This is a genomic window from Sphingomonas sp., assembly GCF_019635515.1.
Taxonomy (GTDB): domain Bacteria; phylum Pseudomonadota; class Alphaproteobacteria; order Sphingomonadales; family Sphingomonadaceae; genus Sphingomonas.
Genome location: NZ_JAHBZI010000002.1, coordinates 14,127 through 28,741, shown reverse-complemented (window position 1 = coordinate 28,741; position 14,615 = coordinate 14,127). Strand labels below are relative to the sequence as shown.

At 67.0% G+C, this 14,615-nt stretch carries 14 protein-coding genes; 6 read left to right on the top strand and 8 right to left on the bottom strand.

From position 1 onward, the window contains the following. Positions 1-2: 2 nt before the first annotated feature. On the top strand, positions 3-392 hold the full coding sequence (locus tag KF730_RS12305; RefSeq protein WP_294097604.1) for an MAPEG family protein: 390 nt from the start codon (positions 3-5) through the stop codon (positions 390-392). 48 nt (positions 393-440) lie between these two features. Here KF730_RS12305 and KF730_RS12300 read toward each other — a convergent pair whose 3' ends face one another. Beyond that, positions 441-893 carry a peptidylprolyl isomerase gene (locus KF730_RS12300; protein WP_294097601.1) on the bottom strand — a complete coding sequence of 151 codons (453 nt, stop codon included), beginning with the start codon at positions 891-893 and terminating at the stop codon, positions 441-443. Positions 894-1,004: 111 nt separating this feature from the next. Between KF730_RS12300 and mgtE the strand changes: the two genes are divergently transcribed. Both mgtE and KF730_RS12290 read left to right on the top strand, forming a co-directional pair. Then, positions 1,005-2,408, top strand: coding sequence for a magnesium transporter (gene mgtE, locus KF730_RS12295; protein WP_294097600.1), 1,404 nt, complete (start codon positions 1,005-1,007; stop codon positions 2,406-2,408). Between the two features lie 31 nt (positions 2,409-2,439). Next, a complete protein-coding gene (locus tag KF730_RS12290; RefSeq protein WP_294097599.1) occupies positions 2,440-2,841 on the top strand; it encodes a DUF1489 domain-containing protein in 402 nt (133 codons plus the stop codon). A 4-nt stretch (positions 2,842-2,845) separates the two neighbouring features. Here KF730_RS12290 and msrA read toward each other — a convergent pair whose 3' ends face one another. Genes msrA through pabB form a run of 3 tightly spaced genes read right to left on the bottom strand, consistent with a single transcriptional unit; the run spans position 2,846 to position 6,485 of the window. Next, complete coding sequence (gene msrA / locus KF730_RS12285) at positions 2,846-3,502, bottom strand: peptide-methionine (S)-S-oxide reductase MsrA (RefSeq protein WP_294097598.1); 657 nt, start codon at positions 3,500-3,502, stop codon at positions 2,846-2,848. Positions 3,503-3,529: 27 nt separating this feature from the next. Continuing rightward, positions 3,530-4,729: a pyridoxal phosphate-dependent aminotransferase gene (locus tag KF730_RS12280; protein ID WP_294097597.1), complete on the bottom strand. Its 1,200-nt coding sequence runs from the start codon at positions 4,727-4,729 to the stop codon at positions 3,530-3,532. A 10-nt stretch (positions 4,730-4,739) separates the two neighbouring features. Further along, positions 4,740-6,485 (bottom strand): aminodeoxychorismate synthase component I, encoded by a 1,746-nt coding sequence (pabB, locus tag KF730_RS12275; RefSeq protein WP_294097596.1) that lies wholly within the window; start codon positions 6,483-6,485, stop codon positions 4,740-4,742. A 77-nt stretch (positions 6,486-6,562) separates the two neighbouring features. Here pabB and KF730_RS12270 point away from each other — a divergent pair, with 77 nt between their 5' ends. Further along, positions 6,563-7,231 carry an MBL fold metallo-hydrolase gene (locus KF730_RS12270; RefSeq protein ID WP_294097594.1) on the top strand — a complete coding sequence of 223 codons (669 nt, stop codon included), beginning with the start codon at positions 6,563-6,565 and terminating at the stop codon, positions 7,229-7,231. Here KF730_RS12270 and KF730_RS12265 read toward each other — a convergent pair. Further along, positions 7,228-8,118 (bottom strand): LysR substrate-binding domain-containing protein, encoded by an 891-nt coding sequence (locus tag KF730_RS12265; protein WP_294097593.1) that lies wholly within the window; start codon positions 8,116-8,118, stop codon positions 7,228-7,230. The two genes, KF730_RS12270 and KF730_RS12265, sit on opposite strands and share 4 nt — an antisense overlap. A gap of 423 nt (positions 8,119-8,541) precedes the next feature. Here KF730_RS12265 and KF730_RS12260 point away from each other — a divergent pair, with 423 nt between their 5' ends. Further along, a complete protein-coding gene (locus KF730_RS12260; RefSeq protein ID WP_294097592.1) occupies positions 8,542-10,836 on the top strand; it encodes a CDC48 family AAA ATPase in 2,295 nt (764 codons plus the stop codon). A gap of 37 nt (positions 10,837-10,873) precedes the next feature. Here KF730_RS12260 and KF730_RS12255 read toward each other — a convergent pair whose 3' ends face one another. After that, entirely contained in the window at positions 10,874-12,157 is a 1,284-nt protein-coding gene (locus tag KF730_RS12255) for an MFS transporter (protein WP_294099863.1), read from the bottom strand. A gap of 56 nt (positions 12,158-12,213) precedes the next feature. Beyond that, positions 12,214-12,534 carry an antibiotic biosynthesis monooxygenase gene (locus KF730_RS12250; protein WP_294097591.1) on the bottom strand — a complete coding sequence of 107 codons (321 nt, stop codon included), beginning with the start codon at positions 12,532-12,534 and terminating at the stop codon, positions 12,214-12,216. Between the two features lie 180 nt (positions 12,535-12,714). On the opposite strand from KF730_RS12250, the gene KF730_RS12245 reads away from it, so the two are divergent. Next, entirely contained in the window at positions 12,715-13,464 is a 750-nt protein-coding gene (locus tag KF730_RS12245; RefSeq protein ID WP_294097589.1) for a sulfite exporter TauE/SafE family protein, read from the top strand. 215 nt (positions 13,465-13,679) lie between these two features. Here the strand turns inward: KF730_RS12245 and KF730_RS12240 are convergent, their stop codons facing one another. Continuing rightward, on the bottom strand, positions 13,680-14,615 hold the full coding sequence (locus KF730_RS12240) for a ribose-phosphate pyrophosphokinase (protein ID WP_294097585.1): 936 nt from the start codon (positions 14,613-14,615) through the stop codon (positions 13,680-13,682).

Genomic DNA, 14,615 nt, shown 5'->3' with positions numbered 1-14,615 from the left:
CCATGATCCTGCTGCCCGTTACCTTGACCACCGCCGCGGCCGCCGCGCTCATCAACTTCTGGCTCGCGCTGCGAATCGGCCAGGTCCGCTCAGCGGAAAAAGTGTGGGTGGGGGATGGCGGCAACCAGCGCCTGATCGCGCGCATGCGCGCGCAACTGAATTTCGCCGAATATACTCCGCTGGTGCTGATCCTGCTCGGGCTGATCGAACTGGCGCGCGGCGGCAGCCTCTATTTATGGCTGGTGGCGATGGTCTATGTCTTTGGCCGCGTGCTCCACGGCTTCGGCATGGACGGTTTTCGGGCGGGACGGATGATCGGCGCGGTGACTACCATGCTGATCACCCTCGGCCTCGCCATCTACGCCGCCTTGATCGCCTATGGCATTCTCTGAACACCGGGCGTTCGGCCCCTCCTGTTTGGGGAGGGGCCGTAAGCGTCCTTACTCGGCGGTCGCCTTGACGATCTTGCCGGGGTTGCGCGGTGGCTCGCCCTTGGGGAGCGCGTCGACCGCGTCCATGCCGTCGGTAACTTCGCCCCAGACGGTGTATTGCCCGTCAAGGAAGGTCGCGTCGTCGAGGCAGATGAAGAACTGCGAGTTGGCGGTGTTCGGATCCATCGTCCGCGCCATCGAGCAGACGCCGCGATTGTGCGGCTCGCGGCTGAACTCGGCCTTGAGGTTGGGCTTGTCCGAGCCGGACATGCCGGTTCCGGTGGGGTCGCCGCCCTGCGCCATGAAGCCGTCGATCACGCGGTGGAAGGTCACCCCGTCGTAAAAGCCTTCATTGGCGAGCGTGCCGATGCGCTCGACATGGGCGGGGGCGAGATCGGGACGCAGCTTGATGGTCACCTCGCCGGTGTCGAGCGTGAGGTTGAGCTTGGTGAATTCGGTCACGGGATACTCCTGCAATAGTTGGCGCGCACGTAAGCGCGCGGGACCCGACTTGCAAATCATGGGTTAGGGTGGCAGCGGCGGGGCAGGACGCGGCACAAGGGAGGTCGGACGATGAGCGAGACCGAACTGCACGACGCCATCGCGGCACCCGAAAGCGAACTCGATGAGGACGACCGGCTGAAGCCCGCCTTCGTCAGCGCCGTGCTCGAAGCGGTCGAGGGCGGCGATTTCGCCGTGGCGCACGCCTTGGTCGAGCCGCTTCACCCCGCCGACATCGCCGATCTTGTCGAGCTGGCGCCGTCCGAGGACCGCCCCGCGCTCGTTTCCGCCATCGCCGATCTCATCGACGGCGACGTACTCGCGGAGATGAACGACTATGTCCGCGAGGTGTTGGTCGACGCGCTGACCGCGACTCAGGTCGCCGATCTCGCTTCCGAACTCGATACCGACGACGCGGTTGCGATCATCGAGGACATGGAGCCCGAGGATCAGCGCGAGGTGCTCCGGGCGCTTGATCCCGATGACCGCGCCGCGATCGAGGAAGCGCTTTCCTACCCCGAGGAGACCGCCGGCCGCCTGATGCAGCGCGAACTGATCGCGGTGCCCGAGCATTGGACCGTCGGTGACGTGCTCGATTTCCTGCGTGGCGAGGAGGAGCTGCCGACCGACTTCTGGGAAATCTTCGTCGTCGATCCCGCGCACAAGCCGCTCGGCACCTGCGCGCTGTCGTGGATTCTCCGCACCCCGCGCGTGGTCCGAATCGCTGACGTCATGAAGCGCGAGCAGACGCTGATCCCGGTCGACATGGACCAGGAAGAAGTCGCGCTGCGCTTCCAGAAATACGCGCTGATCTCGGCGGCGGTGGTCGATCCCAACGGCCGGCTGGTCGGCGTCATCACCGTCGACGACATCGTCCATATCATCTCCGAGGAAGCCGGCGAGGACATCCTCCGCCTGTCGGGCGCGGGCGAGGGCGACATCAACGAGCCGGTGCTCGACAGCTACAAGGCGCGGGTGCGCTGGCTGATCGCCAATCTCGGTACGGCGCTGGTCGCCGCGACGATCATCACATTGTTCGAAGGCACGATCAGCAAGATGGTCGCGCTCGCCGCGCTGATGCCGATCGTGGCCGGGGTCGGCGGCAATGCCGGCACCCAGACCATGGCGGTGACGGTGCGCGCGCTGGCGATGAACCAGCTCACGCAATCGAACACCTGGCGCGCGATCCGCCGCGAGATCACCATCGCGATCCTGAACGGGATGAGCGTCGCGCTGGTGATCGGCATCGCGGTGGGCTTGTTCTACGGTCACCCGCAATTGGGCGCGGTGATCGCGACGGCGATGCTCGCCAATATCCTCATCGCCGGGCTGGCGGGAGTGATCGTGCCGCTGACGCTCGACCGGTTCGATGCCGATCCGGCGGTCGCCTCCTCGGTGTTCGTGACGATGACCACCGATTCGATGGGGTTCCTTGTCTTCCTGGGCCTCGCCACGATCAGCGGCCTGGTCGGTTGATCGCGCGCGTTCGCGCACCCAGATAGGCCGCGTGCCACTCCACCTCACCAAAGTCGCTTATGGCGCCGATTCGGTCGATTATCTCGCCGGGCGCCTCGCGCTCAAGGCGGCGCATCAGCCCGCTTTCCTGACGACGCGCTATTTGCCCAAGCGCCACGAAGAGATCGTCGGCGGCTCGCTGTTCTGGATCATCAAGCACAAATTGGTCGGTCGCTCGCCGATTATCGGCTTTGGCGAGGCCGAAGGCGGGCGGGTTGCGATTTATCTCGAACCCAAACTGATCCTCACACACCCTCTGCCCAAGCGTGCCCATCAGGGCTGGCGCTATCTCGAAGATGCGAACGCGCCACGCGATCTTGGTGAGGGCGGTGACGGTGCCGGGGAGCTGCCGCCTGCTCTGCTCGGCGAGCTGGCGGCGATGGGTCTGGTCTAGTCGCTCAGTTCACCAGTTGTGGATAGGCGTTGCGGAACGCCGCCACCTTCGGCTTGTCCCAGCGCACGATGTACGGGTGGCTGGGATTCCGCCAGAAGAAGTCCTGATGATAGGCCTCGGCCGCGAAGAACTGGCCGGTCTCGAGCCTGGTGACGATCGCGCGCGGAAACGATTTCGCCTTGGTAAGCTGGGCGATATAGGCGGCGGCCACGCGGCGCTGCGCCTCGCTCTGCGGAAAGATCGCCGAACGATAGCTCGGGCCGGTATCCGGTCCCTGGCGATTGAGCTGGGTCGGATCGTGCGCGACCGAGAAATAGATGCGCAGCAACGTGCCGTAGCTGACCTTGCGCGGATCGTAGATGATCCGGATCGCCTCGGCATGGCCGGTCTTCTCGGTCGATACCTGCGTATAGGTTGCGGTCCTGGCGGTGCCGCCGGCATAGCCAGAGGTGACCGAAGTCACACCCTTCACCGACTGGAACACCGCTTCCATGCCCCAGAAGCAGCCGCCCGCCAGTATCGCGACCTGCTGGCCGTTCACCCCGGTCACATCCTGCGCGGGCGCGGGGATCGGAACCGCGCGTTCGGCGCCTGCCGAAGGCTGCGCGAGCAACAGCGCGGCCCCGGTCAGGGCGGCGGCGGGGAGCGTCCATTTGAGCATGGACGTGAATGTCGTGCGTAGCGCGGCTTAGCGCAAGGCCGCGCAGGCTTCCTGGATCCGCCCGCAGGCCTCGGTCAGAATCTCGTCCGAGGTGGCGTAGCTGATGCGCAAGGCGGGCGAGAAGCCGAACGCCGCGCCATGCACCGCCGCGACCCGCGCATCGTCGAGCAGATAGTTGATCATCGCCTCGTCGGTGTCGATCACCATGCCCTTGGGCGTGGTCTTGCCGATCAGCGCGCTGAACTCGGGATAGACGTAGAATGCGCCCTCGGGACGCGGGCAGTTCATCCCGTTGATCTGGTTGAGCATCGACACGACGAGATCGCGGCGGCCCTGGAAGGCGGCGACGCGTTCTTTCAGGAAGCTCTGGTCGCCGTTGAGCGCCGCCACCGAAGCCGCCTGCGAAATGCTGCACGGGTTCGAGGTCGATTGCGACTGGAGCTTGCCCATCGCCTTGATCAGCCAGGCCGGGCCGCCGGCATAGCCGATCCGCCAGCCGGTCATCGCATAGGCCTTGGACACGCCATTGGCGGTCAGCGTGCGGTCGTAGAGCGCCGGGCAGACCTGCGCGATCGTGCGGAATTCGAAGCCGTCGTAGAGGATGTGCTCATACATATCGTCGGCGTAGACGAGAACATGCGGATGCCGTTCGAGCACTTCGCCGAGCGCCTTGAGCTCGGCTTCGCTATAGGCGGCGCCGGTCGGGTTCGACGGCGAATTGAGCACCACCCATTTGGTCCTGGCGGTGATCGCGGCTTCCAATTGCTCGGGGCGCAGCTTGTAATTCTGCTCGGCGCCGGCCGATACGAACACCGGTTTGCCGCCGGCAAACTCGACGACGTCCGGGTAGCTCACCCAATAGGGCGCCGGGACGATCACTTCGTCGCCCGGGTCGATCGTCGCGCAGAATGCGTTGAACAGCGTGTGCTTGCCGCCCGAATTCACGCTGATCTGGTTCTCGGCATAGGTCAGGCCATTGTCGCGAGCATATTTGGCCTGGATCGCCTGCTTGAGCTCGGGCGTCCCGTCGACATTGGTGTATTTGGTCTTGCCCGCGCGGATCGCTTCGATTGCGGCTTCCTTGACGAAATCGGGCGTGTCGAAATCGGGCTCGCCGGCGCCGAGGCCGATCACATCGATTCCCTGGCGTTTAAGCTCGAACACGCGGCTCGTCATCGCGAGCGTGGCGGAGGGCTGGATTCGGTTGAGCGCGGCGGAAGTCTGCATGGGCGCGCGACTACTCCGCAAGGGCTCGGTCCGCAACTGTAACGGCTGAAACCAGTCCGCGCACGGCATTGCCGATATAGAAGCCGTTTTCGAGATCGGCGGGGGTCAGATCGCCCTCGACTGCCCGGCCCGATTCGAGCAGCTCGGCGCGCAGCACGCCGGGAAGCAACCCGCGGTGGAGCGGTGGCGTCACCAGCACGCCGTCGCGCTCGACGAAGAGCGAGGTGAAGCTGCCTTCGGTCAGATGACCCTCCGCATCGATATAGAGCGTCTCGAAGGTATCCGGCACGCGCCGGTACAGGCTCCGCCGGCTGGTCTTGTGAAACAGCCGGAAGTCGTCTGGCGCAACTTCGCGGGCGATGATCGCGGCCCTGACCGGTCGCTCCGGCGCCTTGGGCAAGGGCGCGATCCCGATCGCCACCGCGCCCGATGGCGCGAGCAACAGCCGGACCTTGGCGGGGGTGCGCAACCGGAAGGTCGCGGCCTGCAATTCGTTGCGTGCGGCGTGGCGGTCGAATTCGAAGCCGAAGATCAGCGCGCTCGCCTTCATCCGCGCGAGGTGGCGTTCGAGCAGCGGCATCCCGGCTTCGGGATCGAACTTCATCGTCTCGATCAGGTCGAACGGCTTCTCGCCCGATTTGACGAACGCGCCCTTGGCGAGGCATTCGGCCCATTCCTCGGCGGCGTTCGAATCGGCGACCACGCCCGATCCCAGGCCGACCGTCGCGCAATCTTCATCCAGCGTCAGCGTCCGGATCGCGACATTGAACATCGCGTCGCCATTGGCGTCGAGCCGCCCGATCGAACCGGTATAGACCCCGCGTGCATCCTCCTCGACCGCGGCGATGATCTCCATTGCGCGGAGCTTGGGCGCGCCGGTGATCGAACCGCACGGAAACAGCGCCGCCAGCGCGTCGGTCGCGTCGAGATCGTCGGCCAGCGTGGCGGTGACCGTCGAGACCATCTGATGGACCGTCGGATAGCGCTCGACATGGAAGAGTTGCGGCACCGCGACGCTGCCGGCCCGCGCCACCCGGGCGAGATCGTTGCGCATCAGATCGACGATCATCAGATTCTCGGCGCGCTGCTTGGGATCCGACGCGAGCGTCTCGGCGGCGGCGCGGTCGCGCTCGGGATCGGCCTCGCGCACCGCCGTTCCCTTCATCGGCCGCGCGGTCAGCTTGCCGCTTTCGAGCGAGAAGAACAGCTCGGGCGAGAAGGACAGCAGCCATTGTTCGCCGGTCGCGATCAGCCCGCCATAGCCCGCCGCCGCCCGGTCTCTCAGCAGCGCGTACAGCGCCAGCGGACTGCCGGCAAAGGGCACGGTGGCGCGGAAGGTGAGGTTGGCCTGATAAATGTCCCCCGCCGCGATCAGCTCGGCGACGCGGGCGAACGCCGCCTCGTAGCGGGCGCGGGGGATGTTGGGCCGCGGCGCCCCCGCCCATGCCCCGGCGGGATCGGGAAGCAGATCGGGGGGCGTGACGGTTTCGTAGCCATCGAACAGTCCGAACCAAAGGCAAGGCGCCTTGCCCGTCATCGCCTCGGCGCGGGGCTCGAAGCTCTTGCCCGCGTCATAGGTCAGATAGCCGGCGGCATGCAGGCCCCGCGCCCGCGCCGCCCGCAATTCGGCCATCGCGGCCTTGACGTCACCCGGCCCTTCGGCGCGCACGACACCCACCGGATCGCGATACAGCCGCGCGCCCGCGCCACCGGGGCGTGCGTCGTCGAGCAATACGAAGGGAGGAGTGAGCCCCATCAGCCGGGAATGCAGCCGCGCGGTCGCGCGGGCAAGCCCATGTTGCCGCCCGGGTCCGCACCGCCTATCTCGCGCCCATGCAGAACGATCCCCAGAGTGCACCCATGCGCGCGGCCATCGTGCCGGTCACGCCGCTCCAGCAGAATTGCACGCTGCTGTGGTGCACCCGGACGATGCGCGGCGCGTTCGTCGATCCCGGCGGTGACCTCCCCAAGCTGCGCGCCGCCGCGCAGCAGCATGGCGTCACGATCGAGAAAATCCTGATCACCCATGGCCATATCGATCATTGCGGTTCGGCGGGCGAGTTCGCCAGGGAACTGGGCGTGCCGATCGAGGGCCCGCACGAGGCCGACCGCTTCTGGATCGCGCGGCTCGAGGATGACGGCAGGAAATATGGGGTGCGGGGGCATCCGTTCGAGCCCGACCGCTGGCTGGTCGATGGCGATCAGGTCACCGTCGGCAACCTGACGCTCGATGTCTATCACTGCCCCGGCCACACGCCCGGCCATGTCGTCTTCCACCATCCCGAATCGAAGTTCGCGACCGTCGGCGACGTGCTGTTCCAGGGCTCGATCGGCCGCACCGATTTCCCGATGGGCAATCATCAGGACCTGCTCGACTCGATCGTCGCCAAGCTCTGGCCGCTGGGCGGCGAGACGGTGTTCGTCCCCGGCCACGGCCCGCTCAGCAACTTCGCGCACGAGCGCAGGACCAACCCCTATGTGAGCGATTCCGCGCTCGCCTAGTCGGTCTCGGTGCCGACCGCGTCGATCAGCCAGTCATGGAAGAGGCGCACCGGGCGGGTGGTGAGCGCGCGCGGGCGGCAGCAGAACCAGTAGCTGTACTGGCTCTCCACGGTCAGGTCGAAGAGCTGGACGAGGCGCGGATCCTGCGCCGCTTCGAAATGCGATTCGAGCATGAAGGCGACCCCCAGCCCCTGTGCCGCGGCCTCCAGCATCAGCGTCCCCGAATCGAAATGGTCGATCGCCAGCGGTTCGAGCTCAGGCACGCCCGCCGCCGCGCGCCACGCGGTGAAGGTCTCGGCCATGTCGCGGTGGACCAAAGCGGTGAGCTTGGACAATTGCTCGGGCCGGGTGATCGGGTCCGGCCCTTCGACCAGGCTGCGCGCGCCGATGACATGCACCCGATTGCGGTCCAGCCGCCGCGCGTAGAGCCCGGGATCGACGTCGCGCGCCAGCACGATCGCCGCGTCGAGCCCGTCGCCCAGCCGGGTCACGCCATGCCCGCCGGTATCGACATCGAGGTGCAGCTCGGGGTGCCTGCGCTTGAGATCGGGCAATTTGGGCATCAGCCGCTGCGTCGCGAACAGCGGCAGCACGCCGAGTCGCAGGCGCAGCAGCTCGGTGCCGCTGGTCATCGCCTCGACCGCGTCGGTCATCGCGTCGAGCGCGGGGGCGATCCCGCTCAGCAGCCGCTCGCCATCCTCGTTGAGCCGCAGCGCCTGATGCCGCCGCTCGAACAGCGGCTTGCCGATGAAACGTTCAAGCGATTGCACGCGGCGGCTGAGCGCGGGCGACGACAGAGCCAGCTCTTCGGCGGCGGCCTTGATCGAGCCGAGCCGCGCAACCTGGACAAAGGCTTCGATGGCGGTCAGCGGAGGAAGACGGCGCATTCCAAGCCTCTCTTGTGCGTTGCGTCATAGGCCGGTCGATCGGTCCCGCGCTCCCCCTGCGCGGTTTCGCTCTCTATCGAGACTATCTTACGGGTCAGTTACGATTGCAAGCACTGCATTCGCGACCGTGTTTCTTCGCACTTGCAACAAAGCGCGTCGCGGCGCAGAAAGATCGGGCCTTTCAGGCATCCTCTCCTAAAACTTTCAAACGGCCGTCCCTCGGGGCGGCCTTTTTTTGCGCGCCGGGCCACGGAATAGCGGCGCTATTTCGCGCCTCAAGGCGCACACGGCCGGTGGCGCTACGAGCGCCGACTGACGGCGACGTGGCTTTGCCACGGCGCAGCGCGTCCCTCACCACCCCTCGTCATTCCGGAACCCTTCCCTATGTTAACGCGCTAGCCCCGCGACAGGAGATGCACCCGAATGGCCGACGAAGAAGCCCAGGTCCGCAAATTGCAGGTGGCGAACGCCCGGCCCGAGGATAGCGGCCGCGGCCTCGCCCATATTCCGCGCACGCTGATGGCGGCGCTGGGCCTGGCCGAGGGCGATGTCATCGAGATCGTCGGCAAACGCTCGACCCCGGCGCGCGCGGTGCTGCCCTATTCCGAGGATGAGGGCCTCGAAATCCTTCGTATCGACGGCCTCCAGCGCGCCAATGCCGGGATCGGCGCGGGCGATTTCGTCGAAGTGCGCAAGGCGGTGTCGAAGCCGGCGACCCGGGTGGTCTTCGCGCCCGCCCAGCAGAATCTGCGGCTTCAGGGTTCGGGCGAGGCATTGAAGCGCAGCTTTTTCGGGCGTCCGCTCTGCCAGGGCGATGTCGTCGCCACCGCCGGGCAGCAGCGGATGGACAATGTCCCGCCGCACGTCGCCCAGCATCTCCGCGCCCCGGCCTATGCGCTGCAGGAGATCCGCCTCGCGGTGATCCAGGCCAGCCCCAAGGGCATCGTCCATATCGATGAGAATACCGAGATCGAGCTGCGTCCCGAATATCAGGAAGCCGGCGACGCCCGCCGCGCCGACGTCACCTATGACGATATCGGCGGCATGGCCGCGACGATCGACCAGCTCCGCGAGATGGTCGAGCTGCCGTTGCGCTATCCCGAGCTGTTCCAGCGCCTCGGCGTAGATCCGCCCAAGGGCGTGCTGCTCCATGGCCCGCCCGGCACCGGCAAGACCCGCCTCGCCCGTGCCGTTGCCAATGAATCCGACGCGACCTTCCATCTGATCAACGGGCCCGAGATCATGGGCTCGGCCTATGGCGAATCCGAAGGACGCCTGCGTTCGGTGTTCGAGGAAGCAGCCAAGTCCGCGCCTTCGATCGTTTTCATCGACGAGATCGATTCGATCGCCCCCAAGCGCGGCCAGGTGTCGGGCGAGGCCGAGAAGCGCCTCGTCGCGCAATTGCTGACGCTGATGGACGGGCTGGAGGCGCGCGCCAATATCGTCGTCATCGCCGCGACCAATCGCCCCGATGCGATCGACGAGGCGCTCAGGCGTCCCGGCCGGTTCGACCGCGAGATCGTCATCGGCGTGCCCGACGAGCGCGGCCGCCGCGAGATCCTCGGCATCCATACCCGTGGCATGCCTTTGGGCGACCGCGTCGATCTCGGCGAACTGGCGCGCACCACCTACGGGTTCGTCGGCGCCGATCTCGCGGCGCTGACCCGCGAAGCCGCGATCGAGGCGGTGCGGCGGCTTATGCCCCGGCTCAATCTCGAAGATCACACGATCCCGCCCGAAGTACTCGATACGCTATCGGTGACGCGCGAGGATTTCCTCGATGCGTTGAAGCGCGTCCAGCCCAGCGCAATGCGCGAAGTGATGGTCGAGGCGCCGCGCGTCCGCTGGGAGGATGTCGGCGGGCTCGATGACGCCCAGATGCGCCTCAAGGAAGGCGTCGAGCTGCCGCTCAAGGATCCCGACGCCTTCCGCCGCCTCGGCATCCGCCCGGCCAAGGGCTTCCTGCTCTATGGCCCGCCCGGCACCGGCAAGACCTTGCTGGCCAAGGCGGTGGCGCGCGAGGCGGAGGCGAACTTCATCGCCACCAAGTCGAGCGACCTGCTCAGCAAATGGTATGGCGAATCCGAGCAGCAGATCGCCCGGCTGTTCGCCCGTGCCCGCCAGGTCGCGCCGTGCGTGATCTTCATCGACGAGCTCGATTCGCTGGTCCCGGCACGTGGCGGCGGCCTCGGCGAGCCGCAGGCGACCGAGCGGGTGGTCAACACCATCCTCGCCGAGATGGACGGGCTCGAAGAGCTGCAATCGGTGGTGGTGATCGGCGCGACCAACCGCCCCAATCTGATCGATCCGGCGCTGCTCCGCCCGGGCCGCTTCGACGAGCTGATCTATGTCGGCGTCCCCGATGCGCCCGGCCGCGAACGTATCCTGCGCGTCCAGACCGAGAAGATGCCGCTCGACAAGACCGTCGATCTCAAGAGCGTAGCCGAACAGACCAGCCGCTATACCGGCGCCGATCTCGAGGACGTGGTCCGCCGCGCCGGCCTCATCGCCCTGCGCAAATCGCTCAAGGCGAAGACCGTGACGATGGCAGATTTCGAGGAGGCGCTCGCCGATTCGCGCGCCACGGTCACTCCCGAGATGGAGAGCGAGTACGAAGCCATGTCGGGCAAGCTCAAGCAACAGGCCTCGGCGATCCAGCCTATCGGCTTCATCGCGCCGGGCATGCTGCGCGGGCACGGCCTCAAGGCCGACGACTGAAGGTTCACCGTCATCCCGGCGAACGCCGGGTCCAGGGTCACCCAGCGATATCCGTTGGATTCTGGGCCCCGGCTTCGGCCGGGGTGACGGCTGAAGACCGCAACGCCACCGCCGCATATACCAGCAAACACGCCAGCCACCCCGCCGCCGTCAGATAGGGCAGCGGCCGCCACAATTCGTACAGCCCCACCCCGATCGACGGCCCCAGCACGAACGCCGCGCCGTTGATCGAGGTGACCTTGCCCGCCACCGATCCCTGCGCCTCCGGTCCCACCGCCAGCGACGATCCGGCGGTGAAGCCCGGCCGCGCCAGCCCCATGCCGAGCGAGGTCAGCGCATAGCCGAGCGCGATGCCGTAGAGCGTCATCGAGGTGCCGACCGCCACGCACCCCACCGCGCCCAGCGACACGCCGGCCAGGATCAGCTGGCGCGGTTTCAAATCGAGCATCGGGATCAGCCCCCATTGCGCGAGCAGCGCCGATCCCGCCCCCATCATCAGCACGAGGCCGGTCGGTTGCAGCGCCTCCAGCGGCGTCACGTGAAGCCGGTCGATCACCAGAAAGCCGATCGCCTGCCCGGTCATCGCCTGGGCATGTCCGATGACCAGCCCGGCGATGATCCAGGCGCGGATGCGCGGGTCGAAAAAGCCGACGGGCTGGCTGCGCTCCGCCATCGCCGCGGTGACGGTGGCACCGGTCGCCTGGCCGCCGATCGAGGGATAGCTCGCCGCGGCGCCATGCGAGATGCCTTCATCCTTGGGAAGCAAATGGCTGACCGCTACCCACAGCACCGCGCCGACCCCTGCCGCGAAGAAGGCCGGACCGGCCAGCCCGATCAGCGGGCCGCCGTCCCATAGCCGCCCCAGCACCAGATAGGGGGCGATCGCCGGGCCGAGGATCGTGCCGAGCCCGAAGGCGGAGGCGATCAGCGTCAGCGCCTTGGTCCGCTCCTCGCGCGTGGTGCGCCCCGCCACCAGCGCCTGCACCGCCGGCGGCGCTGCCGATCCCAGCGCGCCATAGATCATTCGCGCGAAGATGAAGGCGATGAAGGTCGCCAGTGGCGCCAGCACGCCGTTGATCCCGAGCGCCAGGAAGACGCCGCAGCCGAGCAGCGAGAAAGTGAACCCCGCGACCCCGAGCAACACCATCGCGCGGCGCCCATGCCGGTCCGAGCGATTGGCCCAGAACGGCGCGGCGATCACCCACAGCAGGGCCGAGACCGAGAATACCGCCGCCACCGCGCTGTCCGCCACGCCCAGCGAACGGCCCAATGCGGGCAGCACCGATTGCAGCGCGGTATTGCCCGCGGCGATGGTCAGCATGACGGTGAAGAGCAGCGCGAAGGTGCGGTCGACGCGGGCGTTCACGGTCCCCAATTTCACGGCCGCGTCCAGCCATAGCTGCGCCCGATCTCGGCGACATGGAGCATATACCAGGCATACCAGCGTCCGCGCCCGGCCTCGCGGGTCTCGGCATGCTCGGGGTGCTTGCGCCACGCCACCGCGCTCGCTTCGTCGGCCCAGTAGCTGAGGGTGATGCCGAGGCCATCGCGGGAGACGCTGTCCACGCCGCGATAGCCCGGCTGCTTGGCGGCAAGCGCGTCCATCGCCGCGGCGGCGGTGGCATAGCCCTCGGCATCCATGCCGGTGCGCTGCGAGACGAACATCACGACGGTCTGTCCGGTGCGGTCTTCGGCCATGCGGGATGCGATAGGCTGTTTGGGCGAACGCGCAACTCAATCCTCCCCGGTACGGGGAGGTGGCAGGCGAAGCCTGACGGAGGGGGTTCCCCACCGGCGACTCGCCTGCGGCACGCCCCCTCCGCCAGCCTGCGGCTGGTCCCCCTCCCCGTTCCGGGGAGGATCAGCTAGAGCAACCGCATGCTTCTCGCCGATTGGCATTTCTGGCTGCTCGCCATTCCCGCCGTGATCCTGCTCGGGCTCGCCAAGGGCGGATTCGCGGGGATGGGCGCGCTGTCGCTGCCGATGCTGGCGCTGGTCACCGATCCGGTGCGCGCCGCCGCGATCATGCTGCCCTTGCTGATCGCGCAGGACGTGGTCGGGGTCTGGGCGTTTCGCCGCTCGATCGACTGGTATGTGCTGGGCTGGATGCTGCCGGGTGCGGTGATCGGCATCGTCCTCGGCTATGTCTTCGCCGCTTCGGTCTCGCCCGATGCGGTGATGGCGGCGGTCGGGGCGATCTCGATCCTGTTCGGCGCCTATCGGCTATGGATCGAGCGCCATAGCCTGCCCGAGGCGAAACACTCGCCCGGCTGGGTCGGCAGCATCGCCGGGGTCGCGGCGGGCTTCACCAGCCAGATCGCCCATGCCGGCGGGCCGCCCTTCCAGCTCTGGGTGCTGCCGCGCCGCCTGCCGCGCGACATGCTGGTCGGGACCACTGCGATCTTCTTCGCGGCGGTCAACTGGATCAAGGTGCCGGCCTATCTGGCCCTCGGCCAGTTCACGCCTGCCAACCTTCTGCTCGCCGCGGCGCTGCTGCCGGTCGCCATTCTGTCAACGATCGCAGGGGTTTGGCTGGTACGCCGTGTTTCGGCCGAGCGCTTCTACACGGCGATCTACTGGCTGATGATCCTGGTCGGCATCAAGCTGGTCTGGGATGCGGTCGTCTAGGCTTCCAATGTAGGATTTGGCTTGCTTGGCTGTGCCGCCGGCAGGTTCGGCCGCTCTTTGAAAGCCTGAATATTGGCACCCGTCGCGTGGCTGTCGCTCCGGTGTCGCGCCGCCGTCGCCTCCCCGCAACTTTTACATGCGTCTCGCAGGGAGCGATGTTGCGCCCCCCCGAAAACACTAAACTTCCTCAACATTCGCGGTCCGCGCGCCGGAAGCTAGTCGAACAGCGAAGATACCGATGTCTCGTCGGCGATGCGGCGGATCGCCTCGGCGAGCAGCGGCGCGATGGTCAAATGCCGGATCTTGGCGCTCTCGGCGATGATCGCATGGTTGCCGATCGAATCGGTGATCACCAGCTCGGCCAGCGCCGAGCCATCGACCCGCGCCACCGCCCCGCCCGACAGTACGCCATGGGTGCAATAGGCGACTACATCCTCGGCGCCGCTCGCCTTGAGCGCAGCGGCGGCGTTGCACAGCGTGCCCGCCGAATCGACGATGTCGTCGATCAGGATGCAGAAGCGCCCCTGGACCTCGCCGATGATGTTCATCACTTCGGATTCGCCCGGCTTCTCGCGGCGCTTGTCGACGATCGCCAGCGGGGCGTTGTCGAGCCGCTTGGCGAGGCTGCGGGCGCGGACCACGCCGCCGACGTCGGGCGAAACCACCATCCACTGCTTGCCGGGAAAGCGGCTGCGGATGTCCGCCGACATCACCGGTGCGCCCCACAGATTGTCGGTCGGGATATCGAAGAAACCCTGGATCTGCCCGGCATGGAGATCGACCGAAAGCACGCGGTCGGCGCCCGCCACCGTCACCAGATTGGCGACGAGCTTGGCCGAGATCGGGGTGCGCGGGCCGGGCTTCCGGTCCTGGCGGGCATAGCCGAAATAGGGCAGCACCGCGGTGATCCGCTTGGCCGATGCGCGCTTGAGCGCATCCACCATGATCAGCAGCTCCATGAGGTTGTCGTTGGCCGGGAAGCTGGTCGACTGGACGACGAACACATCCTCGCCGCGGACATTCTCGAGCACCTCGACGAAGATTTCCTCGTCGGCGAAGCGGCGGACATTGGCCTGGGTGAGCGGAATCTCAAGATAGGCGGCGATCGCGGTGGCGAGCGGAAGGTTCGAATTGCCGGCGATCAGTTTCAT

Bases quoted from the DNA above. Each gene is read 5' to 3' on its own strand.
- KF730_RS12305 (WP_294097604.1), top strand. From the start codon at position 3: ATGATCCTGCTGCCCGTTACCTTGACCACCGCCGCGGCCGCCGCGCTC.
- mgtE (WP_294097600.1), top strand. From the start codon at position 1,005: ATGAGCGAGACCGAACTGCACGACGCCATCGCGGCACCCGAAAGCGAA.
- msrA (WP_294097598.1), bottom strand. From the start codon at position 3,502: ATGCTCAAATGGACGCTCCCCGCCGCCGCCCTGACCGGGGCCGCGCTG.
- KF730_RS12280 (WP_294097597.1), bottom strand. From the start codon at position 4,729: ATGCAGACTTCCGCCGCGCTCAACCGAATCCAGCCCTCCGCCACGCTC.
- pabB (WP_294097596.1), bottom strand. From the start codon at position 6,485: ATGGGGCTCACTCCTCCCTTCGTATTGCTCGACGACGCACGCCCCGGT.
- KF730_RS12270 (WP_294097594.1), top strand. From the start codon at position 6,563: ATGCAGAACGATCCCCAGAGTGCACCCATGCGCGCGGCCATCGTGCCG.
- KF730_RS12265 (WP_294097593.1), bottom strand. From the start codon at position 8,118: ATGCGCCGTCTTCCTCCGCTGACCGCCATCGAAGCCTTTGTCCAGGTT.
- KF730_RS12260 (WP_294097592.1), top strand. From the start codon at position 8,542: ATGGCCGACGAAGAAGCCCAGGTCCGCAAATTGCAGGTGGCGAACGCC.
- KF730_RS12255 (WP_294099863.1), bottom strand. From the start codon at position 12,157: ATGCTGACCATCGCCGCGGGCAATACCGCGCTGCAATCGGTGCTGCCC.
- KF730_RS12250 (WP_294097591.1), bottom strand. From the start codon at position 12,534: ATGGCCGAAGACCGCACCGGACAGACCGTCGTGATGTTCGTCTCGCAG.
- KF730_RS12245 (WP_294097589.1), top strand. From the start codon at position 12,715: ATGCTTCTCGCCGATTGGCATTTCTGGCTGCTCGCCATTCCCGCCGTG.
- KF730_RS12240 (WP_294097585.1), bottom strand. From the start codon at position 14,615: ATGAAACTGATCGCCGGCAATTCGAACCTTCCGCTCGCCACCGCGATC.